The sequence below is a fragment of the Pseudomonas sp. GW821-FHT07B01 genome (assembly GCF_059419065.1).
The window spans coordinates 108,594-130,928 of the sequence record NZ_JBWKRA010000010.1 but is presented as its reverse complement, the minus strand read 5'-3'; the positions used below and the strand labels follow the sequence as shown (position 1 = coordinate 130,928).

Annotated in this window: 27 protein-coding genes; 14 read left to right on the top strand and 13 right to left on the bottom strand. The window is 59.3% G+C overall.

Going from position 1 to position 22,335, the window contains the following annotated elements; all coding sequences use genetic code 11:
* Positions 1 to 179: 179 nt before the first annotated feature.
* Both AC07S6_RS13580 and mqo read left to right on the top strand, forming a co-directional pair.
* A complete protein-coding gene (locus AC07S6_RS13580) occupies positions 180 to 413 on the top strand; it encodes a hypothetical protein (RefSeq protein WP_495112477.1) in 234 nt (77 codons plus the stop codon).
* 728 nt (positions 414 to 1,141) lie between these two features.
* Positions 1,142 to 2,680 carry a malate dehydrogenase (quinone) gene (gene mqo, locus AC07S6_RS13575; RefSeq protein WP_495112476.1) on the top strand — a complete coding sequence of 513 codons (1,539 nt, stop codon included), beginning with the start codon at positions 1,142 to 1,144 and terminating at the stop codon, positions 2,678 to 2,680.
* A gap of 103 nt (positions 2,681 to 2,783) precedes the next feature.
* Here mqo and AC07S6_RS13570 read toward each other — a convergent pair whose 3' ends face one another.
* Together AC07S6_RS13570 and AC07S6_RS13565 are read right to left on the bottom strand one after the other, a co-directional pair.
* A complete protein-coding gene (locus tag AC07S6_RS13570; protein WP_003188614.1) occupies positions 2,784 to 3,071 on the bottom strand; it encodes a PA4642 family protein in 288 nt (95 codons plus the stop codon).
* A gap of 117 nt (positions 3,072 to 3,188) precedes the next feature.
* Positions 3,189 to 3,746, bottom strand: a complete 558-nt coding sequence (locus AC07S6_RS13565) for a hypoxanthine-guanine phosphoribosyltransferase (RefSeq protein WP_003188610.1) — start codon at positions 3,744 to 3,746, stop codon at positions 3,189 to 3,191.
* A 164-nt stretch (positions 3,747 to 3,910) separates the two neighbouring features.
* Between AC07S6_RS13565 and upp the strand changes: the two genes are divergently transcribed.
* Both upp and AC07S6_RS13555 read left to right on the top strand, forming a co-directional pair.
* Positions 3,911 to 4,549, top strand: a complete 639-nt coding sequence (gene upp / locus AC07S6_RS13560) for a uracil phosphoribosyltransferase (RefSeq protein WP_003188608.1) — start codon at positions 3,911 to 3,913, stop codon at positions 4,547 to 4,549.
* Positions 4,550 to 4,551: 2 nt separating this feature from the next.
* The gene (locus tag AC07S6_RS13555; RefSeq protein WP_003188606.1) at positions 4,552 to 5,826 is read left to right on the top strand and encodes a uracil-xanthine permease family protein; all 1,275 of its coding nucleotides are present in this window, start codon (positions 4,552 to 4,554) and stop codon (positions 5,824 to 5,826) included.
* Between the two features lie 127 nt (positions 5,827 to 5,953).
* Here AC07S6_RS13555 and hisC read toward each other — a convergent pair whose 3' ends face one another.
* From hisC to AC07S6_RS13505, 10 genes are all read right to left on the bottom strand, one after another.
* A complete protein-coding gene (gene hisC, locus AC07S6_RS13550; RefSeq protein WP_495112475.1) occupies positions 5,954 to 7,006 on the bottom strand; it encodes a histidinol-phosphate transaminase in 1,053 nt (350 codons plus the stop codon).
* A 3-nt stretch (positions 7,007 to 7,009) separates the two neighbouring features.
* The gene (gene hisD / locus AC07S6_RS13545; protein WP_072434184.1) at positions 7,010 to 8,326 is read right to left on the bottom strand and encodes a histidinol dehydrogenase; all 1,317 of its coding nucleotides are present in this window, start codon (positions 8,324 to 8,326) and stop codon (positions 7,010 to 7,012) included.
* 128 nt (positions 8,327 to 8,454) lie between these two features.
* Complete coding sequence (hisG, locus tag AC07S6_RS13540) at positions 8,455 to 9,090, bottom strand: ATP phosphoribosyltransferase (RefSeq protein WP_003188599.1); 636 nt, start codon at positions 9,088 to 9,090, stop codon at positions 8,455 to 8,457.
* A gap of 211 nt (positions 9,091 to 9,301) precedes the next feature.
* Complete coding sequence (murA, locus tag AC07S6_RS13535; protein WP_034126315.1) at positions 9,302 to 10,567, bottom strand: UDP-N-acetylglucosamine 1-carboxyvinyltransferase; 1,266 nt, start codon at positions 10,565 to 10,567, stop codon at positions 9,302 to 9,304.
* A 23-nt stretch (positions 10,568 to 10,590) separates the two neighbouring features.
* The gene (locus AC07S6_RS13530; protein ID WP_003188597.1) at positions 10,591 to 10,830 is read right to left on the bottom strand and encodes a BolA family protein; all 240 of its coding nucleotides are present in this window, start codon (positions 10,828 to 10,830) and stop codon (positions 10,591 to 10,593) included.
* A 114-nt stretch (positions 10,831 to 10,944) separates the two neighbouring features.
* Positions 10,945 to 11,250, bottom strand: coding sequence for an STAS domain-containing protein (locus AC07S6_RS13525; RefSeq protein ID WP_003188596.1), 306 nt, complete (start codon positions 11,248 to 11,250; stop codon positions 10,945 to 10,947).
* On the bottom strand, positions 11,247 to 11,894 hold the full coding sequence (locus tag AC07S6_RS13520; protein WP_014716940.1) for an MlaC/ttg2D family ABC transporter substrate-binding protein: 648 nt from the start codon (positions 11,892 to 11,894) through the stop codon (positions 11,247 to 11,249). Before AC07S6_RS13520 ends, AC07S6_RS13525 begins: the two co-directional genes overlap by 4 nt.
* Before the next feature lie 11 nt (positions 11,895 to 11,905).
* A complete protein-coding gene (gene mlaD / locus AC07S6_RS13515; protein WP_003188593.1) occupies positions 11,906 to 12,373 on the bottom strand; it encodes an outer membrane lipid asymmetry maintenance protein MlaD in 468 nt (155 codons plus the stop codon).
* Positions 12,373 to 13,170: a lipid asymmetry maintenance ABC transporter permease subunit MlaE gene (gene mlaE / locus AC07S6_RS13510; RefSeq protein ID WP_003188592.1), complete on the bottom strand. Its 798-nt coding sequence runs from the start codon at positions 13,168 to 13,170 to the stop codon at positions 12,373 to 12,375. The genes mlaD and mlaE overlap by 1 nt, the downstream gene beginning before the upstream one ends.
* Positions 13,170 to 13,979 carry an ATP-binding cassette domain-containing protein gene (locus AC07S6_RS13505; RefSeq protein ID WP_003188590.1) on the bottom strand — a complete coding sequence of 270 codons (810 nt, stop codon included), beginning with the start codon at positions 13,977 to 13,979 and terminating at the stop codon, positions 13,170 to 13,172. Before AC07S6_RS13505 ends, mlaE begins: the two co-directional genes overlap by 1 nt.
* Before the next feature lie 310 nt (positions 13,980 to 14,289).
* Between AC07S6_RS13505 and AC07S6_RS13500 the strand changes: the two genes are divergently transcribed.
* From AC07S6_RS13500 to AC07S6_RS13455, 10 genes are all read left to right on the top strand, one after another.
* Complete coding sequence (locus tag AC07S6_RS13500) at positions 14,290 to 15,264, top strand: KpsF/GutQ family sugar-phosphate isomerase (RefSeq protein WP_032893550.1); 975 nt, start codon at positions 14,290 to 14,292, stop codon at positions 15,262 to 15,264.
* The gene (locus tag AC07S6_RS13495; protein WP_003188588.1) at positions 15,265 to 15,789 is read left to right on the top strand and encodes a KdsC family phosphatase; all 525 of its coding nucleotides are present in this window, start codon (positions 15,265 to 15,267) and stop codon (positions 15,787 to 15,789) included.
* Positions 15,790 to 15,797: 8 nt separating this feature from the next.
* Positions 15,798 to 16,370: an LPS export ABC transporter periplasmic protein LptC gene (gene lptC / locus AC07S6_RS13490; protein WP_014716937.1), complete on the top strand. Its 573-nt coding sequence runs from the start codon at positions 15,798 to 15,800 to the stop codon at positions 16,368 to 16,370.
* Positions 16,357 to 16,890, top strand: coding sequence for a lipopolysaccharide transport periplasmic protein LptA (lptA, locus tag AC07S6_RS13485; RefSeq protein ID WP_032893554.1), 534 nt, complete (start codon positions 16,357 to 16,359; stop codon positions 16,888 to 16,890). Before lptC ends, lptA begins: the two co-directional genes overlap by 14 nt.
* Positions 16,890 to 17,615, top strand: a complete 726-nt coding sequence (gene lptB / locus AC07S6_RS13480; RefSeq protein WP_003188582.1) for an LPS export ABC transporter ATP-binding protein — start codon at positions 16,890 to 16,892, stop codon at positions 17,613 to 17,615. Before lptA ends, lptB begins: the two co-directional genes overlap by 1 nt.
* A gap of 184 nt (positions 17,616 to 17,799) precedes the next feature.
* A complete protein-coding gene (locus AC07S6_RS13475) occupies positions 17,800 to 19,293 on the top strand; it encodes an RNA polymerase factor sigma-54 (RefSeq protein ID WP_490614985.1) in 1,494 nt (497 codons plus the stop codon).
* Positions 19,294 to 19,368: 75 nt separating this feature from the next.
* The gene (gene hpf / locus AC07S6_RS13470) at positions 19,369 to 19,674 is read left to right on the top strand and encodes a ribosome hibernation-promoting factor, HPF/YfiA family (RefSeq protein WP_003171804.1); all 306 of its coding nucleotides are present in this window, start codon (positions 19,369 to 19,371) and stop codon (positions 19,672 to 19,674) included.
* A gap of 10 nt (positions 19,675 to 19,684) precedes the next feature.
* Positions 19,685 to 20,149, top strand: a complete 465-nt coding sequence (gene ptsN, locus AC07S6_RS13465) for a PTS IIA-like nitrogen regulatory protein PtsN (RefSeq protein WP_034126311.1) — start codon at positions 19,685 to 19,687, stop codon at positions 20,147 to 20,149.
* Between the two features lie 2 nt (positions 20,150 to 20,151).
* Positions 20,152 to 21,009 (top strand): RNase adapter RapZ, encoded by an 858-nt coding sequence (gene rapZ, locus AC07S6_RS13460; RefSeq protein ID WP_019816957.1) that lies wholly within the window; start codon positions 20,152 to 20,154, stop codon positions 21,007 to 21,009.
* Between the two features lie 16 nt (positions 21,010 to 21,025).
* Positions 21,026 to 21,298, top strand: a complete 273-nt coding sequence (locus AC07S6_RS13455; RefSeq protein WP_014716931.1) for an HPr family phosphocarrier protein — start codon at positions 21,026 to 21,028, stop codon at positions 21,296 to 21,298.
* A 113-nt stretch (positions 21,299 to 21,411) separates the two neighbouring features.
* On the opposite strand, the gene AC07S6_RS13450 is transcribed toward AC07S6_RS13455, so the two are convergent.
* On the bottom strand, positions 21,412 to 22,305 hold the full coding sequence (locus tag AC07S6_RS13450; protein WP_014716930.1) for a ZIP family metal transporter: 894 nt from the start codon (positions 22,303 to 22,305) through the stop codon (positions 21,412 to 21,414).
* Positions 22,306 to 22,335 lie beyond the last annotated feature (30 nt).

Genomic DNA, 22,335 nt, shown 5'->3' with positions numbered 1-22,335 from the left:
ATTTCTCCAGGACTAGGTGCAGACAGGTCGCCAGTATAACGGTGCACGCGCGCCACTCACCAGCGATCCTGAACGACGGCTGAAGCCCCGGTGCAAATTACAAATTCGCATAAATTCGTCACCCCAGTGTCATGCCACACTGGCAACCTTCAAGCATGTAACACACCAGGTACACAGCCATGCGCCTTCTCACGACCCTGTTCATGTCACACACCCGCCATCGTCACTTTGCCTTGCTCGATGCCAAAGGCCATTGCCAGGCATTCAAGCAGTGCAGCCTGCCGCCCGTCGGTGAAGGCTGGGTGGAAGTGACCGAGACTCACCTGGGCTGGATGCACCGCCCACTGCCGGCCAGCGCCCGGGTCAGCCCGCAGGTTTTTCGCGCACAACATCGGCAAGCGTTGGCCTCCTGACCGGGACTCGAATAAAAGTCATAAAACACGCCCATTTCCTTGGCGTTCTTCGCTACAATCTCCCCCCGATTATAAGGACGTCTCCTGATCGGGCCCCGCAGCATCGTTAATGCCCAGGCATTAGCCCCCAAAATCGCCCACAGAGAGCCGCCCACACAGATCGAGTGAAGCTGGCGTGCTTGCTGTTTCCTTTGCAAACCACCCCGTCTTTTATCGAATCTGCCAGAGCTGCCATTGCGCTCGGCCACTTGAGTTGTTTGCCCGTTTTGCCGCGTGTCGGCAGAGGTTTACGGGCCAGGTGCCAGGCTGGGGCAGCCCTTTTTTGAGGTTCACGTCTTCAAAAGAGCGTGAAAAAACGGGTTTTCACAACTTCACAAGAGTGTGGCGAGCAAATGAATAGTTTGGCGTTTGTACAAGCACCATCAGCGTCTGGGTCAGCCCAATTACACAGGATCGAGCCTTCCTCAAAAACCGGAGCTTGAGCCTGTCCGCTACGGATTGGTTGCACGAATCGCACGCTTTGACCATAAGTCGAATTGCCACAGGCGCCCATGAATGCGTTCATAGGCAGATTAGCCCGGCAGGAAGCGTGTGCTGAAGTTGCAAAGAATTGCGAAACGGACATGGCGATCCTGGCCATGGGTAACCTGGGGCAACACGTGAACCGCCCCGTCACTCCTGGCAGCCATGCCGTCAATTTGGTGCTGCAGATTTTGGAGACGCGTTAAATGGCGCATAACGAAGCAGTCGACGTAGTTCTGGTAGGGGCCGGCATCATGAGTGCCACCCTGGCCGTACTGCTCAAAGAGCTCGACCCCGGCCTCACGCTGGAAGTCGTTGAGCTGATGGATTCGGGTGCCGCGGAGAGTTCCAACCCGTGGAACAACGCCGGTACCGGCCACGCCGGGCTGTGTGAGCTGAACTACACGCCGCAGGCCGCCGATGGCTCCATCGACATCAAGAAAGCCGTGCACATCAACACCCAGTTCGAGGTGTCGAAGCAGTTCTGGGCTTACCTGACCAAAAAAGGCACCTTTGGCTCGTCCAGGTCGTTCATCAGCCCGGTGCCGCACCTGAGCTTCGTGCAGGGCGACAAAGGCGTGTCCTTCCTCAAGAAGCGCTTTGAGACCCTCAGCCAGCACCACGCGTTTTCGGACATGCACTACACCGAAGACCGCAGCGAAATGGCCGAGTGGATGCCGTTGATGATGCCGGGCCGCCCGCTCGACGAAAAAATCGCCGCCACCCGTGTGATGAACGGCACCGACGTCAACTTTGGCGCCCTGACCAATCAGCTGCTCAGCCACCTGACCAGTTCGCCAGACGCCCAAGTCAAGTACTGCAAGCGCGTAACCGGCCTCAAGCGCAACGGCGCAGGCTGGACCGTGAGCATCAAGGACGTCAACAGCGGTAACAGCCGCGACGTCGATGCCAAGTTCGTGTTCCTCGGCGCTGGCGGTGCGGCGCTGCCGTTGCTGCAGGCCTCGGGCATCGAAGAGAGCAAAGGCTTCGGCGGCTTCCCGGTGAGCGGCCAGTGGCTGCGTTGCGACAACCCGGAAGTGGTCAAGCAGCACCAGGCCAAGGTCTACAGCCAGGCTGCCGTGGGCTCGCCGCCGATGTCCGTGCCGCACCTGGACACCCGCGTGGTGGATGGCAAGAAATCCCTGCTGTTCGGGCCATACGCCGGTTTCACCACCAAGTTCCTCAAGCACGGCTCGTTCCTTGACCTGCCGATGTCGATTCGCGCCGGCAACATCGGCCCGATGCTGGCCGTGGCCCGCGACAACATGGACCTGACCAAGTACCTGGTCAGCGAAGTGCGCCAGTCCATGGAACAGCGCCTGGAATCCCTGCGTCGCTTCTACCCCGAGGCGAAAGCCGAAGACTGGCGCCTGGAAGTGGCCGGCCAGCGCGTGCAAATCATCAAGAAAGATCCGAAGAAAGGCGGCGTGCTGCAGTTCGGCACCGAACTGGTTGCTGCCAAGGACGGTTCGCTTGCAGCGCTGCTGGGCGCGTCTCCTGGTGCTTCGGTCACCGTCTCGATCATGCTGGAGCTGATCGAGCGCTGCTTCCCGCAGAAAGCCGCCGGTGAGTGGGCTACCAAGCTGCATGAGATCTTCCCGGCGCGCGAGAAAGTGCTGGAGACGGACGCCGAGCTGTATCGCAAGCTCAACACGCAGAACAACATCAGCCTGGAGCTGGTGGAACCTGCAGGAGCGAGCTCGCTCGCGAAAAACGTCAACGATAACGCAGCGCAAGTGGATTAACGCAGCGCTCTCAGGCTCTTCGCGAGCAAGCTCGCGCCTACCGTTGAAAGCGAAACGCCCCGGCCTCTCATGAGGCCGGGGCGTTTTTTTGTGGCTCGGATAATCAGCCGCGGGCGTTGTCGATCAGCTCGATGTATTCGGCGGCGTTGCGCTGGTCTTTGATCAGGTCGACGAAGGTCTGGCCATGCTCGTCCTTGCCGTCCAGGTCCAGGCCTGCTTCTTTGAAAAAGCCCAGGAAACGCTCGAAGTCGTCGATACGCAGGCCGCGATAGGCCTTGATCAGTTTGTGCAGGGACGGCGACGTCGCATCAACCGGCTCGAAGTCCAGGAACAACTTGATCTGGTCGTCACCGATTTCGTCGCCAATCACCTGTTTCTTATCTTTACGCATTACCGACTCCAGCCTGCAGACATTTACACGGGGCTTGAAGTCTACCTGCGCGACGCCGGCTTCGAAAGCGGTGAGAAACAAGCCCCCGCGGCCAGCTGGGCAAACAGCGTCTACCGATTACATCCCTTTAACGGCGTAGATGCCATTGGCATTACGCCAGTAGCCCTTGTAGTCCATGCCATACCCGAAGATATAACGGTCGACGCACGGCAACCCGACAAAGTCGGCTTTCAGCTCTGGGCGCGCCTTGCGGTCGTGGTCTTTGTCGATCAGCACGGCGGTGTGCACTTTGCGTGCGCCGGCATGTTTGCAGAAATCGATGATAGCGCCCAGGGTGTGACCTTCATCGAGAATGTCATCGATGATCAACACATCACGGTCGATGAAAGACACTTCCGGCTTGGCCTTCCAGAACAAGTCGCCGCCGCTGGTTTCATTGCGATAGCGGGTGGCGTGCAGGTAAGAGGCTTCCAGCGGGAACTGCAGGTGAGTCAGCAATTTACCGGCGAAGATCAGGCCACCGTTCATCACGCAGAAGACCACCGGGTTGGTGTCGGCCATTTCGCGGGTGATGTGCGCGCCAACCTTGGCGATCGCTGCTTCGACTTGCGCTTCGGTGTACAGGCAGTCAGCCTCGTGCATGATTTGACGGATATGCTCGAGATCAGCAGACATGGCGCTCTCCAAGGGGGTGCTGTGGCAAGAAAAGCGGGCGAAGGTACGCTTCTCGTGCGCTCCAATCAAGCCTTTATGGACTAACGTACTTGATGTCTATAGGACAACACCCTCGGATAGATTAATCTAGGCCGGTTTTTTTGCCCGCCGCCGGAGCCTTTCCTATGCCCACTCGCGAGATCCGCCACCCGCTGATCCGACACAAACTCGGCCTTATGCGCCGTGCCGACATTAGCACGAAGAACTTCCGTGAGCTTGCTCAGGAAGTCGGAGCGTTGCTCACTTACGAAGCCACCAAGGATTTGCCCCTGGAGACCTACGAGATCCCCGGTTGGGCTGGTCCCGTACAAGTGGAGAAAATCGCCGGTAAGAAAATTACCGTCGTCCCTATCCTGCGTGCCGGTATCGGTATGCTCGAAGGTGTACTCAGCCTGATCCCGGGTGCCAAGGTCAGCGCCGTGGGCGTAGCCCGCAATGAAGAAACACTGCAGGCCCACACCTACCTGGAAAAACTCGTCCCGGAAATCAACGAGCGCCTGGCCATGATCATCGACCCGATGCTCGCCACCGGCAGTTCCATGGTCGCCACCATCGACCTGCTGAAAAAAGCCGGTTGCCGGGACATCCGCGCCATGGTGCTGGTGGCCGCGCCCGAAGGCATCGCCGCCGTCGAGAAGGCCCATCCGGATGTACAGATCTACACCGCATCCATCGATGAGCGCCTGAATGAACACGGCTACATCATTCCGGGCCTGGGCGATGCCGGTGACAAGATCTTCGGCACCAAGCAGAAGGACGCGTGAGCATGCAGGATGAATTCAACGACCCGCTTTGGCGCCAGATCCTGTCTGGCGCACAAATGCTCTTCGTAGCATTTGGCGCGTTGGTGTTGATGCCGCTGATCACAGGTCTTGATCCAAACGTCGCGCTGTTTACCGCAGGCCTGGGCACGTTGCTGTTCCAGGTGGTGACAGGGCGGCAGGTGCCGGTATTTTTGGCATCGAGCTTCGCGTTCATCACCCCGATCATTCTCGCCAAGGGCCAGTTCGGCCTGGCGGCGACCATGGGCGGCGTGATGGCGGCGGGTTTCGTTTATACGTTCCTGGGACTGGCCGTGAAGGTCAAGGGCACCGGTTTTATCGACCGGCTGCTGCCGCCCGTGGTGATTGGCCCAGTGATTATCTCGATCGGCCTGGCCATGGCGCCGATTGCCGCCAACATGGCCATGGGCAAGTCTGGCGACGGTGCAGAGCTGATCCACTATCAGACGGCGATGCTGATCTCGATGCCAGCGCTGCTTACCACTTTGATCGTGGCGGTGTTCGGCAAGGGCATTTTCCGCCTGGTGCCGATCATTTCCGGCGTGCTGGTGGGTTTTGCCATGTCGTTCTACTTTGGTGTGGTCGACACGGCGAAAATCGCCGCCGCCCCCTGGTTCGCCCTGCCCCACTTCACCGCGCCGGAGTTCAACTGGCAGGCGATCCTGTTTATCGTCCCGGTGGCCCTGGCCCCGGCGATCGAGCATATCGGGGGTGTGATTGCGGTAGGCAGCGTGACCGGCCGCGATTACCTGAAAAAGCCTGGCCTGCATCGCACGCTGCTGGGTGACGGTATCGCCACCACGGCTGCCGGCATGTTTGGCGGCCCGCCGAACACCACCTACGCCGAAGTGACCGGCGCCGTGATGCTGACCAAGAACTACAACCCGAAAATCATGACCTGGGCGGCAGTGTTTGCCATCAGCCTGGCGTTCATCGGCAAGTTCGGCGCGCTGCTGCAGAGCATCCCGGTGCCGGTGATGGGCGGGATTCTGTGCCTGCTGTTCGGCTCGATTGCCGCGGTGGGGATGAACACGCTGATTCGCCACAAGATCGACCTGGGCGAGGCGCGCAACCTGGTGATTGTGTCGGTAACCCTGGTGTTCGGGATTGGCGGTGTGCTGGTGGGTACCGGCACCGGCCCGGATGATTTCGGCCTCAAGGGCATCGCCCTGTGTGCGGTGGTGGCAATTGGTTTGAACTTGCTGCTGCCGGGCAATGATGGCTGGAAGAACAAGAAGCCGGATGAGCCGCTGCTGTAACTGACTAAACGCAAATCAGTGTGGGAGCTGGCTTGCCTGCGATAGCGGTGTATCAAACGACAGATAGGTCGACTGTTACACCGTCATCGCAGGCAAGCCAGCTCCCACATTTGATTTTCAGCGTCTGTCAGAGCTCGCCGAGCCCGTCGATCAGCGCCTGGTTCTGCTCCGGCGTCCCGATGCTGATCCGCAGGAACTGGGCAATCCGCTCCTGCTTGAAGTGCCGCACGATCACCCCTTGCTCACGCAACTTGGCGGCCAGTCCTGCAGCGCCATGCCGCGGGTGACGGGCGAAGATGAAGTTCGCTGCCGATGGCAACACCTCGAATCCCTTAGCTTCCAATTGCGCGACGACCTGGTTGCGGCTGTCGATCACCCACTGGCAGGTTTTCTCAAAGTATTCACGGTCGTCAAACGCGGCCGCCGCGCCAACAATCGCCAACCGATCCAACGGGTAGGAGTTGAAGCTGTTCTTGACCCGCTCCAGCGCCTCGATCAGGTCTGGGTGGCCCACAGCCAGGCCCACACGCAAACCGGCCAGTGAGCGCGATTTGGACAGGGTCTGGGTCACCAGCAGGTTCGGGTAACGGTCGACCAGGCTGATGGCAGTTTCGCCGCCGAAGTCGATATAGGCTTCATCGACCACCACCACCGAATCCGGGCTGGCCTTGAGGATCTGCTCCACCGCGTCCAGCGCCACTACGCAGCCGGTGGGCGCGTTAGGGTTGGGGAAGATGATCCCGCCGTTGGGCCTGGCATAGTCAGCGGCCCGAATCTGGAACTGTTCGTCCAGTGGCACCGCGTCGAACGTAATGCCGTACAGGCCGCAGTACACCGGGTAGAAGCTGTAGCTGATATCCGGGAACAGCAGCGGCAGATCGTGCTGGAACAGGCCATGGAAGATGTGCGCCAGGACTTCGTCAGAACCGTTGCCGAGGAACACCTTGCCGGCATCGATCCCGTAATACCTGGCCACGGCCTGCTTGAGCAGGTCGCTGTTGGGGTCCGGGTACAGGCGCAAGTTGTCGTTCAACTCGGCCTGCATTGCCGCCAGCGCCTTGGGCGATGGGCCGTAGGGGTTTTCGTTGGTGTTGAGCTTGACCAGTTTGGTCAGCTTCGGTTGCTCGCCGGGTACGTAAGGCACCAGGTCCTTGACGAAAGGGCTCCAGAATTTGCTCATGCCTTACGCTCCCTTAACGATGCGGTATTCAGCGCTGCGTGCGTGCGCGCTGAGGGATTCACCACGGGCCAGCACCGAGGCGGTCTTGCCCAGCTCGGAAGCGCCTTGTGGCGAGCAGAAGATAATCGACGAGCGCTTCTGGAAGTCGTACACCCCCAGCGGCGACGAGAAACGCGCAGTGCCGGAGGTTGGCAACACGTGATTGGGGCCGGCGCAATAGTCGCCCAGGGCTTCGCTGGTGTGACGGCCCATGAAGATCGCCCCAGCGTGACGGATCGATGGCAACCAGGCCTGTGGGTCCGCTACGGACAGCTCAAGGTGCTCCGGTGCGATGCGATTGGCCACTTCAATGGCCTGCTCCATGTCACTCACCAGAATCAGCGCACCACGGCCGTTGATCGACTTCTCGATAATCTCGGCACGCTCCATGGTCGGCAGCAGCTTATTGATGCTGGCGGCGACCTTGTCGAGGAACTCGGCATCGGGGCTGACCAGGATCGCCTGGGCGTCTTCATCGTGCTCCGCCTGGGAGAACAGATCCATGGCGATCCAGTCCGGGTCGGTCTGGCCGTCACACACCACGAGGATTTCCGAAGGACCGGCAATCATGTCGATACCGACCTGGCCGAACACATGGCGTTTGGCGGTAGCGACGTAGATATTGCCGGGGCCGACCACTTTGTCGACCTTCGGCACGCTTTCGGTGCCATAGGCCAGCGCTGCAACGGCTTGGGCGCCACCGATGGTGAACACACGGTCCACACCGGCGATGCAGGCGGCAGCCAGCACCAACTCGTTGATTTCGCCTCGCGGGGTCGGCACCACCATGACCACTTCGGTCACACCTGCGACTTTGGCCGGGATCGCATTCATCAACACCGACGATGGATACGACGCCTTACCGCCCGGCACGTACAGACCGGCGCGGTCCAGTGGCGTGACCTTCTGGCCCAGCACAGTGCCGTCGGCCTCGGTGTAGCTCCAGGAGTCCTGCTTCTGCTTTTCGTGATAGCTGCGTACCCGCGCCGCAGCGACTTCGAGGGCTTCGCGCTGCGGTGCGGTGATGCGCGTCAGCGCCAGCTCCAGGCGTTCACGCGGCAGGATCAGGTCAGCCATGGACTGCACGTCCAGGCCGTCGAACTGGCGGGTGAAGTCCACCAGCGCAGCATCACCGCGCTCACGCACGGCCTTGATGATGTCGAGCACCCGCTGGTTGACCGAGTCGTCGGACACGCTTTCCCAGCTCAGCAGATGATCCAGATGATGGGCGAAATCCGGGTCGGCAGCGTTGAGTCGGGCAATTGCAGTGGACGTGGTCATAGCGAGGGCCTCAATAGAATTGGCAAAAACTCAGGCGCCCTAAACTAGCAGTCGTTTCCGCTTGGGCACCTGAGAATTCTGGCTATGAGGCGGATAGACGGGCGTAGCTCTTCAGCTACGCGGGTGAGTCAACCGCGGTGTCGAGACTCCACTGCCTTGCGCAGGGTGTCGATCAACGCCTGGATACGGGCGTGCTGCATCTTCATCGATGCTTTGTTGACGATCAGGCGGGAGCTGATGTCAGCGATAAAATCCTGGGGCTCCAAACCGTTGGCGCGCAGGGTGTTGCCGGTGTCGACCACGTCGATGATCTTGTCCGCCAGGCCGATCAGCGGTGCCAGCTCCATGGAGCCGTAGAGCTTGATGATATCGACCTGACGGCCTTGTTCGGCGTAATAGCGCTTGGCAACGTTGACGAACTTGGTGGCGACCCGCAGGCGGCCCTTGGGTTCGACATCACCGACGCGTCCGGCGGTCATCAGTTTGCACAGTGCGATGCGCAGGTCCAGGGGCTCGTACAGGCCCTGGCCGCCGTATTCCATCAGCACGTCCTTGCCGGCAACACCCAGGTCGGCGGCACCATGTTCAACGTAGGTCGGCACGTCGGTAGCCCGCACGATCAGCAGGCGCACGTCGTCCTGGGTCGTGGGGATGATCAGCTTGCGGCTCTTGTCCGGATTCTCGGTCGGCACGATGCCCGCTTCAGCCAGAAGCGGCAACGTGTCGTCAAGGATGCGGCCCTTGGACAGTGCGATGGTCAACATGGGAAATGTCAGTCCTTCATCAGGCTATTGCTGTCCGGTCGCAAACGGCGCCAGACACAGATCGAGGCCATGACAGCCTCGATTTGAAACAAACCAGTCAACAACAAACTGTGGCGAGGGAGCTTGCTCCCGCTGGGACGCGAAGCGGCCCTCGAAGAGCGGGACTGCTACGCAGTCCAGCGGGAGCAAGCTCCCTCGCCACAAACAGGGACTAGCCCGGTACGCGGCGAATCTTCGCGCCGAGCATCTGCAGTTTCTCTTCGATGCACTCGTAACCACGGTCTATGTGGTAGATGCGGTCGATCAGGGTGTCGCCTTCTGCGCACAGTGCCGAGATTACCAGGCTGGCCGAGGCACGCAGGTCGGTTGCCATGACTGGCGCGCCCTTGAGCTTGTCGATGCCGGTGACGATGGCGGTGTTGCCTTCGACCTGGATCTTGGCGCCCATGCGGTGCAGTTCGTACACGTGCATGAAGCGGTTTTCGAAGATGGTCTCGATCACGGCACCGGTGCCTTCGGCAATCGCGTTCAAGGAGATGAACTGCGCTTGCATGTCGGTCGGGAACGCCGGGTACGGAGCAGTACGCACGTTGACGGCTTTTGGCCGCTTGCCGTGCATGTTCAGCTCGATCCAGTCTTCGCCGGTGGTGATCTCTGCGCCGGCTTCCTTGAGTTTTTCCAGGACGGCTTCCAGGATGGTCGGATCGGTGTCCTTGACCTTCACACGGCCACCGGTCACGGCAGCGGCAACCAGGTAGGTGCCGGTCTCGATGCGGTCAGGCATGACTTTGTAGGTGGCGGTGTGCAGACGCTCTACACCATCAATAGTGATGGTGTCAGTGCCAGCGCCGGAAACCTTCGCGCCCATGGCGTTGAGGAAGTTGGCCAGGTCGACCACTTCCGGCTCGCGTGCGGCGTTCTGCAACACGCTGCGACCGTTGGCCAGGGCAGCGGCCATCATGATGTTCTCGGTACCGGTGACGCTGACGGTATCAAAGAAGAAGTTCGCGCCGCGCAGGCCGCCTTCCGGCGCCTTGGCCTTGATGTAGCCGCCTTCGACGTCGATGACTGCGCCCATGGCCTCAAGGCCACGGATGTGCAGGTCGACCGGACGCGAACCAATGGCGCAACCGCCAGGCAAGGCTACTTCGGCTTCGCCGAAACGAGCAACCATAGGGCCCAGCACCAGGATCGACGCACGCATGGTTTTCACCAGTTCGTACGGAGCGACCAGGGTCTTGATGGTGCGTGGGTCGATTTCGACGGCCAGCTTCTCGTCGATCACCGGCTCAATGCCCATGCGACCGAACAACTCGATCATGGTGGTGATGTCGTGCAGGTGCGGCAGGTTGGCCACAGTCACCGGGCCATCGCACAGCAGGGTCGCTGCCAGGATCGGCAAGGCGGAGTTTTTCGCACCGGAAATGCGAATCTCGCCATCAAGGCGGGCACCGCCGGTAATAATCAATTTATCCATAAGAATCTCGACGCCTTGGGGGCTCAGGTGCGCTCGGCCCAGGCCGCGCGGCTGAAAAATTTCATAGTGACCGCATGGATGCTGCCATCGGTGATCCATGGGTTCAAATGGGCATAGATCTGCTGCTGACGCTTGACCGGGCTCAATGCCGCCAGTTCATCGCTAATCACGTTCAGCTGGAAATTGCAGCCTTCGCCTTCGACTTCTACAGTCGTTTCAGGCAGCTTTCCTTCAAGGAAGCTCTTAACTTCTAGGGCCTGCATGCTCAACCTCTATCGGCGCCCAGTGCGCACGGGTCGCACATCATACAAAAAAGCCCCGCGCCTGCGAACCCCGCATAGCAGGACTCTGACGGGGGGCTTCTTTAATAATGTGTATCAGGGATGCGCCAGCAGCTCGGTCAAACCGGAAACTTCGGCAATTTCGCGCATGTCTTCCGGCAACGCACGGATGCTGACCGGCTTTTTCGCCGCCTCGGCATCACGCATGAAGCACAGCAACAACGACAGGCCGACGCTGCTGGACTTGGTCACCGCCGAGCAATCAAGCACCAGCTCTGGCGCCTTGCTGGCCTTGATCAGCGCCTGGCCCTGCTTGCGCAGGTCAGGCCCGGTGCGGTAATCCAGCACGCCGCTGAGGAACAGCTCGCCGGCGTCGCCGATACGAACAGCCGACTCGGTCATTGCGCAGGTTTCCCGGCAGCTTTATCGGTTTCTTCCTTGGCCTTGGCCACTTCACCGGCCCAACCGTTGATGGTCTTGTCCAGATCGTTGCCATTGCGCTGCATCGCGTCGGCGAACTGATCACGGAACAGCTTGCCGATGTTGATACCGTTGATGATCACGTTACGCAGTTTCCACTCACCATTGATCTTCGTCAGGGTGTAGGACACAGGGTACACGGCGCCATTGCTGCCGGAGACTTTCATCCCGACTTCAGCACGGTCGCCCGACTCGTCCTTGGGCGCATCAACGATAATGCCCTGGTTGTTGTATTCCAACAGAGCGTTGCCGTAGAACTGGAACAGACCCTTCTTGAAGTTTTCCTGAAACGTCTGCATCTGCGCAGGCGTAGCCTTGCGCGAATACTTGACCGTCATGATGCTTTTGGAGATGCCTTCAGCATCGACCACAGGGCCAACGATCGTGTTGAGCGCGTTGTAGAACTTGGAAGGGTCTTGCTTGTACTGTTCTTTATTAGCCTTGAGGTCAGCCAGCATTTTGCTGGTGGTGTCCTGCACCAAATCGTGGGCAGAACCTGCCGCGTTGGCCATCATCGGCAATGCTGCAAGCAGTACCAGCAGGCCACGTCGCAAGGTAGAGATCATGAACAGATTCCTCATTTGGCGTCTTTATTGACCGTATTGAGCAAAAATTTCCCGATCAGGTCTTCAAGCACCAGCGACGACTGTGTGTCGTGGATGGTCGAACCATCCTTGAGCAGGGCTGTTTCCCCACCCACGCTGACCCCGATGTACTTCTCGCCCAGCAAACCCGCAGTGAGGATAGATGCCGTGGAGTCAGTTGGCAGATTATCTACCTTCTTGTCCAGTTGCATCGTTACCCGACCGGTAAAGCTGTCGCGATCCAGATCGATTGCCGTGACCTTGCCGATGGTGACACCGGCCATGGTCACTTTGGATCTGACCGTCAAACCGGCGATATTGTCGAAGTACGCGTAAAGTTTATAGGTATCGGCGGTAGGGCTGGCCGAAAGGCCGCTGACTCGCAGGGCCAGCAACAGTAAAGCCAGGATGCCAGCCAGCAAGAAAAGGCCGACACCGATTTCCACAGTGCGGTTTTGCATCAGAAATCTCCAAACATCAAGGCGGTCAAAATGAAGTCAAGGCCCAGTACCGCCAGCGAGGCGTATACAACGGTCTTGGTAGTGGCACGGCTGATCCCCTCTGAAGTGGGCTCACAGTCATAGCCTTGGAATACGGCAATCCAAGTCACCACAAAGGCAAAGACGATGCTCTTTATGATGCCGTTGAGCACGTCACCGGTGAAGGTCACGCTGTTTTGCATGTTGGCCCAGTAGGAGCCGTCGTAGACCCCCAGCCAGTCAACCGCCACCCACGAACCACCCCAGATACCCACCACGCTGAAGATCATTGCCAGCAGTGGCAGGGAAATGAAGCCGGCCCACAGGCGCGGGGCAACAATGTACTTGAGCGGGTCCACGCCGATCATTTCCAGGCTGGACAGCTGCTCAGTGGATTTCATATTGCCGATTTCAGCGGTCAGCGCCGAACCTGCACGCCCCGCGAACAACAAGGCGGTAACCACCGGGCCAAGCTCACGCAACAGGGTCAGGGCCACCATCTGCCCTACCGCCTGCTCCGAGCCGTAGCTGGACAGGATATTGAAACCCTGCAGCGCCAGCACCATGCCGATGAATACGCCGGAGACCACGATGATCACCAGGGACATCACCCCCACCGAGTGCAGTTGCTTGACCAGCAGGCCAAAGCCGCCGCCGATGCCGCCGCGCCCCAGCAAGGCGTGAAACAGGAAAATGGTCGAACGCCCCAGCACTTCGACGATGTCGATGCCCGAACGACCGAAAAGGCGAACCTTCTCGATAAGAGATGTCTTGCGCATCAGCGCTTCCCCAGAAGATCTGAGCGGTAGTCCGCTGCCGGAAAGTGAAAAGGCACCGGGCCATCGGGGTTGCCGGTCATGAATTGGCGAATGCGCGGATTATCGGCGTTCATCAACTCTTCAGGCGTACCCTGCCCCAGCACCTGACCATCACCCACTACATACAGGTAGTCGGCGATGCTCGCGGTTTCGGCCAGGTCGTGGGACACCACGATACTGGTGATCCCCAATGCATCGTTGAGCAGGCGGATCAGGCGCACCAACACGCCCATGGCGATCGGGTCCTGACCTACGAATGGCTCGTCATACATGAGGATCTGTGGGTCGAGGGCAATCGCCCGCGCCAAGGCGACACGGCGCTTCATGCCGCCGGACAACTCGTCCGGCATCAGGTCGATGGCGCCGCGAAGCCCTACGGCCTGCAGTTTCAACAACACGATGTCACGAATCATCTCATCGGACAGCTGGGTGTGCACCCGCAGCGGGAAGGCTACGTTTTCGAACACATCGAGGTCGGTGAACAGCGCGCCGCTCTGAAATAGCACGCCCATATGCTTGCGCGCATCGAACAGATCGCTACGCGACAGCGTTGGCAGGTTCTGGCCGTTGACCCACACTTCCCCGGCACTGGGGCGCAATTGCATGCCCATCAGACGCAACAGGGTGGTCTTGCCGCAACCGGAAGGCCCCATGATGCCCGTGACCTTGCCGCGAGGAATGCGAATATCGACGTTATTGAAGATGCTGCGCGTACCGCGCTTGAAGGTAAGACCCTTCAGCTCGACCGCGTAGGCGTTATCGGCACTCATCTAATCTCCTTGGGATGCAGCCTTTCACTCAGACACCATGTGTGCGACTTTGGTTTTCAACAGATGCGCAATAGTTGAGCACATGGGTTGGGCGGACCGAACTGGCGGCGAACTATATCACTGCTGGTACAGAGCGCCCAAGGCCGGAACAGCGCTGGTTCAGATTTGAGACAGGGAAAAAACGTTGCTTGCTATGTTGCCCACGGTGGTTTTCAGTTATCCCGCGCACAAAGCCTGACGAACTTGCGTGAGGGAATCGATCATTACCGCTATAATCGCCGACTTTTCGTCAGGCTATACGATTTCAGACATGAGCCAATCCAGCGACCTTATTCAATCCGCACAACGCACCATACGCCTTGAGCTTGAAGCCGTAGAGGGCTTGCTGGCGCATATCGACGCGGATTTCGTGCGTGCCTGCGAGATGATTCTGGCCAGCAAGGGCCGCGTTGTGGTGGTCGGCATGGGCAAGTCCGGCCACATTGGCAACAAGATCGCGGCGACCTTGGCGAGCACGGGGACCACTGCGTTTTTCGTGCACCCGGCCGAAGCCAGCCACGGCGACATGGGCATGATCACCAAGGATGACGTGATTTTGGCGCTGTCCAACTCCGGCACCACCAACGAAATCGTGACCCTGTTGCCGCTGATCAAGCGCCTGGGCATCCAGATGATCAGCCTCACAGGCAACCCTGAGTCAACGTTGGCCAAGGCTGCCGACGTCAACCTGAACGTGCACGTGGCCCACGAGGCCTGCCCGCTGAACCTGGCGCCCACCTCCTCCACCACCGCCGCGCTGGTAATGGGCGATGCCCTGGCGGTGGCATTGCTGGAGGCCCGCGGGTTTACGGCCGAGGACTTCGCATTTTCACATCCGGGTGGCGCACTGGGCCGTCGCCTGCTGCTGAAAGTGGAAAATGTCATGCATAGCGGCGCCGAGCTGCCGAGCGTTCCACGCGGCACTCTGCTTCGGGATGCGCTGATGGAAATGACCCGCAAGGGCTTGGGCATGACCGCCATCGTCGAAACCGATGGCCGGCTGGCCGGGATATTCACCGACGGCGACCTGCGTCGCACCCTCGACCGCACCATTGATATCCATACCGCGACCATCGACGCCGTGATGACCCCTCACGGCAAGACCGCCCGCGCCGAAATGCTCGCGGCTGAAGCGTTGAAAATCATGGAAGACCACCGGATAGGTGCACTGATCGTGGTCGACCACGATGATCGGCCGATCGGGGCCCTAAACCTAGGCGACTTGCTGCGCGCAGGAGTGATGTAAATGACCAGCGACCTGATGCAACGCGGTAAAAACATCAAACTGGCGATTTTCGACGTTGACGGCGTGCTGACGGATGGCCGCCTGTACTTCCTCGAAGACGGCAGCGAATTCAAGACCTTCAACACCCTCGACGGCCAAGGCATCAAAATGCTGATGGCAGCGGGCGTGCAAACCGCAATTATCAGCGGTCGAAAAACACCGGTTGTGGAACGCCGCGCACAAAACCTCGGTATTCCTCACCTGTATCAGGGCCGCGAGGATAAACTGGTGGTGCTGGACGAGCTTCTTGGCCAACTCAACCTAAGCTATGAACAGGTCGCCTATCTGGGCGACGACCTGCCAGACCTGCCGGTGATTCGCCGGGTGGGCCTGGGCATGGCCGTCGCGAATGCCGCGGCGTTTGTCCGCGAACACGCCCATGGCATCACCACCGCCCGTGGCGGCGAAGGTGCCGCCCGCGAGTTCTGCGAGTTGATCCTGCGTGCCCAGGGCAGTCTTGAAGCGGCCCACGCCGCCTACCTATAGAGCGTTATATGCTGAGCAAAAAGATTCGCAACTTCCTGTTATTCGGGGTCATCGCCGCGCTGCTCCTGGCGGTGGGCTACTGGAATATCAGCCCGGAGCGCTTTCTCGACAAGCCTGTTGCGCAGGTTGACGAAGGCCTTATCGACTATTACGCCACCAATGCCTACAGCATTCAGTACCTGCCCGACGGCAAGGTGCAGTATGAGATGACATCGGACAAGGTCGAGCACTTGAAGGCTTCCGAAGTCAGCCTGCTGACCAATCCGGACCTGAACCTGTATCGCGGCACCGAATTCCCCTGGCACGTGACCAGCAAGCGTGGCGAAGTCAACCCTGACGGCACCGAAGTTGAACTGATCGACTCGGTTCGCGTCGCACGTACAGACGCGCAGAACCGCGACACCATCATTACCAGCAGTCGCATGACCGTATTCCCACAGAAGCAATATGCGCAGACCGAGCAAGACGTTAGAATCGACGGCGCTGGCGGTGTATCGACTGGCAAGGGAATGAAAGCGTATTTGAAAGAAAGCAGGATACACCTGCTATCGAACGTAAGAGGACAGTATGAGGCTCGTTAAAACTCTCCCTATTTTGCTCGGTCTGGGCGCAGCACTGGGAAGCGTGAGCGCCTGGGCTCTGCCGAACGATAGCCAGCAACCGATCCACATCTCGGCTGACGATGCGCAGCTCGATGACAAGCAAGGTGTCGCCACCTACACCGGCGGCGTGATCATCACCCAAGGCTCGATGAAGATTACCGGCAACACGGTGACCCTGACTCGTACCAAGACCGGCGATATCGATGTGGTGACTTCGGTCGGCAACCTGGCTTATTTCGAGCAGAAGCAGTCCGCTACCGATACAGGCCCCATGAAAGGCTACGGCAAGACTATCCAGTATCACGCCCAGCAGAACCGCATCGTACTGATTGATCAGGCCAAGGTGCTGAGCCCGGACGGCAACTCCACGGAAGGTGAAAAAATCACCTATGACACCGTGAAGCAGATCGCTAACGCCGGTCGCGCCAACGGCAACAAGGTCACCGCACCCCGCCCACGCATCGACATGGTTATCCAGCCGAAGAAGAAGGCCGAGTAATGGCAACCCTGAAAGCCCAGCATCTGGCCAAGGCCTATAAAAGCCGCCAGGTGGTACGCGACGTCAGCCTGTCGATCGACAGCGGCCAGATCGTCGGCCTGCTCGGCCCTAACGGTGCCGGCAAAACCACCTGCTTCTATATGATCGTCGGGCTGGTCCAGGCGGACCAGGGTCGCGTATTGATCGACGACCTGGACGTCAGCCACCAACCCATGCACGGTCGTGCACGGGCAGGTATCGGCTATCTTCCGCAGGAGGCGTCGATCTTCCGTAAACTGTCGGTAGCCGACAACATCATGGCGATCCTCGAGACCCGCAAGGAACTCGATCGCGATGGTCGCCGCCAGGAGCTGGAAAGCCTGCTGCAGGAATTCCACATCAACCATATTCGCGACAACCTCGGCATGAGCTTGTCCGGTGGTGAACGTCGTCGCGTGGAAATCGCCCGCGCCCTGGCGACCGCGCCGAAATTCATCCTGCTGGATGAACCCTTTGCCGGTGTCGACCCGATTTCAGTGGGCGACATCAAGCAGATCATCCATCACCTCAAGGCCAAGGGCATTGGCGTGCTGATCACCGATCACAACGTGCGCGAAACCCTCGATATCTGCGAAACCGCGTATATCGTCAACGATGGTCAGCTGATTGCCGAAGGCGATGCCGAAACCATCCTGGCCAACGAGCTGGTGAAGGAAGTGTACCTGGGTCACGAGTTCCGCCTGTAAACACAGGGGTATCGCGCTCTTACCTGGAGCGTGCGGGAGTCAATGGAAACCTCGGTTTTTTTATTGTTACCGCGCTCTAGGCAAAGGCCCCGAGATCAGGCATATAATTTGCTTATGTTTGGCGCTCACGCGCCCTGTCGTGGATGGCGCATTGCGCCGGCGAATAAGGTGTTAAGCCCCTGCCATGAAACCATCGCTAGTCCTGAGAATGGGCCAGCAGCTGACGATGACACCGCAGCTGCAACAGGCCATCCGCCTGCTCCAATTGTCGACCCTGGACCTGCAACAGGAAATCCAGGAGGCCCTGGAGTCCAATCCGATGCTCGAACGCCAGGAAGAAGGCGACGACTTCGATAATGCAGACCCGCTGGCCGACAACATCGAGCAAAAACCCAATCCCGACGTGCAGGAACCCTCCTATCAGGAAACCGCCCCGACGGTGGACAACCTGGAGGAAGGCGACTGGAACGAACGCATTCCCAACGAGCTTCCCGTGGACACCGCCTGGGAAGACGTCTACCAGACCAGCGCCAGCAGCCTGCCAAGCAGCGATGATGACGAGTGGGACTTCACCACCCGCACGTCGGCGGGCGAGAGCCTGCAGAGCCACTTGCTGTGGCAACTGAACCTGGCGCCGATGTCCGATACCGATCGCCTGATCGCGGTCACCCTGATCGATTGCATCAATAACCAGGGTTACCTGGACGAAACCCTCGACGAGATCCTCGAGGCCTTCGACCCGGAACTGGATATCGAACTGGACGAAATCGAAGCCGTCCTGCACCGCATCCAGCAGTTCGAGCCCGCCGGCATTGGTGCCCGCACACTCAGCGAGTGCCTGTTGCTGCAACTGCGCCAATTGCCGGCCAAGACCCCATGGCTCACCGAAGCGCAACGCCTGGTCAGCGACTACATCGACCTGTTGGGCAGTCGCGACTACAGCCAACTGATGCGCCGTATGAAGCTCAAGGAAGATGACTTGCGCCAGGTCATCGAGCTGGTGCAAAGCCTCAACCCGCGCCCAGGCTCGCAGATCGAATCCAGCGAAGCCGAATATGTGGTGCCCGACGTCATTGTGCGCAAGGACAACGAACGTTGGCTGGTGGAGCTGAATCAGGAGTCGGTACCGCGCCTGCGGGTCAACCCGCAATACGCAGGTTTTGTGCGCCGCGCCGACACCAGCGCCGATAACACCTTCATGCGCAACCAGTTGCAGGAAGCGCGGTGGTTCATCAAGAGCCTGCAAAGCCGCAACGAAACCCTGATGAAAGTCGCAACCCAGATCGTCGAACACCAGCGCGGTTTCCTGGAGTACGGCGACGAGGCCATGAAGCCTCTGGTGCTGCACGACATCGCCGAAGCCGTCGGCATGCATGAATCGACGATTTCCCGAGTTACCACGCAGAAATTCATGCATACCCCACGGGGTATTTATGAGCTGAAATACTTTTTCTCCAGCCACGTCAGCACCTCTGAAGGCGGTGAATGCTCGTCCACGGCGATCCGCGCGATCATCAAAAAACTGGTTGCCGCTGAAAATCAGAAAAAGCCGTTGAGTGACAGCAAGATCGCTGGTTTACTGGAGGCACAAGGCATTCAGGTCGCCCGTCGAACCGTCGCCAAGTACCGCGAGTCCCTAGGGATCGCGCCTTCCAGCGAGCGTAAGCGTTTGATGTGACGGGCGGGCCACAGCGTTCCAGTGGTGGGTATTCCTGCCCACCGCTTTATGCACTGGCAACGAAGGAGAAGCTGTATGCAAGTCAACATCAGTGGACACCAGCTGGAAGTCACCAAGCCCCTGCGTGAATACACCGAGAGCAAACTGAACAAGCTTGCGGGGCATTTTGACAAGATCACCAACGTGCAGGTCATCATGGAGGTCGATAAGCTCAAGCAGAAAATCGAGGCCACCCTGCACGTACCGAATGCCAAGCTCGTTGCCAATGCAGAACATGAAGACATGTATGCGGCAATTGACTCGCTCTACGACAAGCTCGACCGCCAACTCATAAAGCATAAGGAAAAGAATCTGCACCTGATGCAAGGTACAGGTCGTTAACTCTCCCCCCATGATCCGACTTGAAAACATCCTGACCCCCGGCCGTTCCCTCGTGAACGTGCCGGGCGGCAGTAAAAAGCGCGCCCTCGAACAAATTGCCAACCTGATCGCCCGGGAAATTCCGGATCTGGAGATGCAAGATGTCTTCGAAGCTCTGATTGCCCGTGAAAAACTCGGCTCCACCGGTTTTGGCAACGGCATCGCGATCCCTCACTGCCGCCTCAAAGGTTGTGATAAACCTGTGAGCGCGCTGATGCACCTGGACGCTCCGATTGATTTCGACGCCATCGACGGCGCCCCGGTCGACCTGCTGTTTGTGCTGCTGGTCCCGGAAGCCGCCACCGATGCGCACCTGGAACTGCTACGGCAGATCGCCAGCATGCTGGACCGCAAGGATGTACGCGACAAACTGCGCAGCGCCTCCAGCAATGAAGCGTTGTACCAAGTTGTCCTGGATGAACAAAACGGGCAGTAATCATGCGTTTGATCATCGTCAGCGGTCGCTCCGGGTCGGGTAAGAGCACCGCCCTCAATGTGCTTGAGGACAACGGCTTCTATTGCATCGACAACCTGCCCGCCGGCCTGCTGCCAGAGCTGGCGGAACGCGCACTGATCCATACCGAATTGGCGCAGCCGCTGGTAGCGGTCTCGATTGATGCGCGCAACCTGCCTAGCCACCTCTCGCGGTTCCCGGAACTGTTGGAAGAAGTGCGTGCCAAGCACATTCATTGCGATGTGCTGTACCTGGATGCCGACGAAGAGACCTTGCTCAAGCGGTTCTCCGAAACCCGTCGACGCCACCCCCTCAGCAGCGCCAACCGCTCCCTGGCCGAAGCCATCGAGGACGAGACCAAGCTGCTCGGGCCGATCATTGACCTGGCCGACCTGAAGATCAACACCACCAATCTGAACCTGTATCAGTTGCGCGACGCGATCAAGCTGCGCCTGCTGAACCAGCCTGAGCCGGGGACGGCGTTTCTGGTCGAGTCATTTGGCTTCAAGCGCGGCATGCCGGTAGATGCCGACCTTGTGTTCGATGTGCGCTGCCTGCCCAACCCTTACTGGAAACCGGAGTTGCGCGATCAGTCCGGGCTGGATCAGCCTGTGATCGACTACCTGGCCGCACAACCGGATGTGGAAGAGATGTTCCAGGACATCTCCAGCTACCTGCTCAAATGGTTGCCGCGCTTTGCCGCCAGCAATCGAGCCTATGTCACCATTGCCATTGGCTGCACCGGCGGCCACCACCGCTCGGTCTATTTGACTGAACGGCTGGGCCAGGTGCTGCAACAAACCCTCAAGAACGTCCAGGTTCGCCACCGCGACCTGAGTTGAAAGGAACACCTGCGCGATGCCTGCTCTGGAAATTGAAATCATCAACAAGCTGGGCTTGCACGCCCGGGCGTCGGCTAAATTCGTCGGCGTGGCCGGCCAGTTCCCCTGCCAGATCCGTGCTGGGCGTACGCCAGAGTCCATGGTCGATGGCAAAAGCATCATGGCGATGATGATGTTGGCGGCCGGCAAAGGCACCAAAATCCATCTGCGCACCGAAGGCGAGCAAGAAGACGAAGCAATGGCCGCACTGGTCGCGTTGATCAACAACTACTTCGACGAAGGCGAATAACCCTACTGTAGGAGCTTGCTCGCGAAAAACGTCAACGATAACGCGGGCATCCTGGTTAACGCAGTGCTCTCAGTTTTTTTTTCGAGCAAGCTCGCTCCCACAGGGAACCACCCTCAGCCTAACGCCGTATCCATCACCATCATCAGGCAAAACCCGAGGCACAGCCCAAGGCTGGCGAGATTTTCATGGCCATTGCGGCGTGACTCGGGGATGACTTCATGAGTCACGACCAGCAACATTGCCCCGGCGGCCAACGCCAAACCCAGCGGCAACAACACTTCGGCAAGGCTCACCAGCCATGCACAGAGCACCGCAAATACCGGCTCAACCAAGCCTGATGCAGCGCCAATCAAAAAGGCTTTGATCCGCGACATTCCCGCCCCAGCCAATACCAGCGCAATCACCAGCCCTTCAGGCACATCCTGCAGGGCAATGCCCATGGCGAGGCTGTCGGCATCCGCCATGCCTCCGCCCGCAGAAACCCCCACAGCCATGCCTTCCGGAATGTTGTGCGCAATGATGGCAAACACGAACAACCAAATACGCGGCGGGATAACCGGTTTATCCGGTGTACCCACCAGCATTTCCGGGCTGGCGCCAGAAACCTTGCGGTCTACGAGGTACAGGCCGAACGCCCCGAGCATGATGCCGAAGCTGATCAAGCCACTGGCGCCCCAAGGTGAAAGTCCCAGGCTTTCGGCGGCGGCGATACCCGGCACCACCAGAGAAAACGCAGTCGCCGCCAGCATCACACCGGCACCAAAGCCCAGCAGGGTGTCGCTAAGCGCCATCGGCATGCGCCGAATCACCAACACCGGCACCGCGCCCAGCGCCGTGCCAAGCGCGCAGATCGCCCCACCCTGCAAAGCACGCAGTATGCGCGGTTCCAGGTTCAACCAGGCCAGCCCATGGGCCACCAATAACGCAGTACCTGCCAACAGCAGCAGCGTGCCAAACGCATAACGAAACATTCGCACGCTACCGATCGCCAGTGTTTGAGTGCCCATAGTCGGCCTTAGATCTTGTTATGGAGTGAA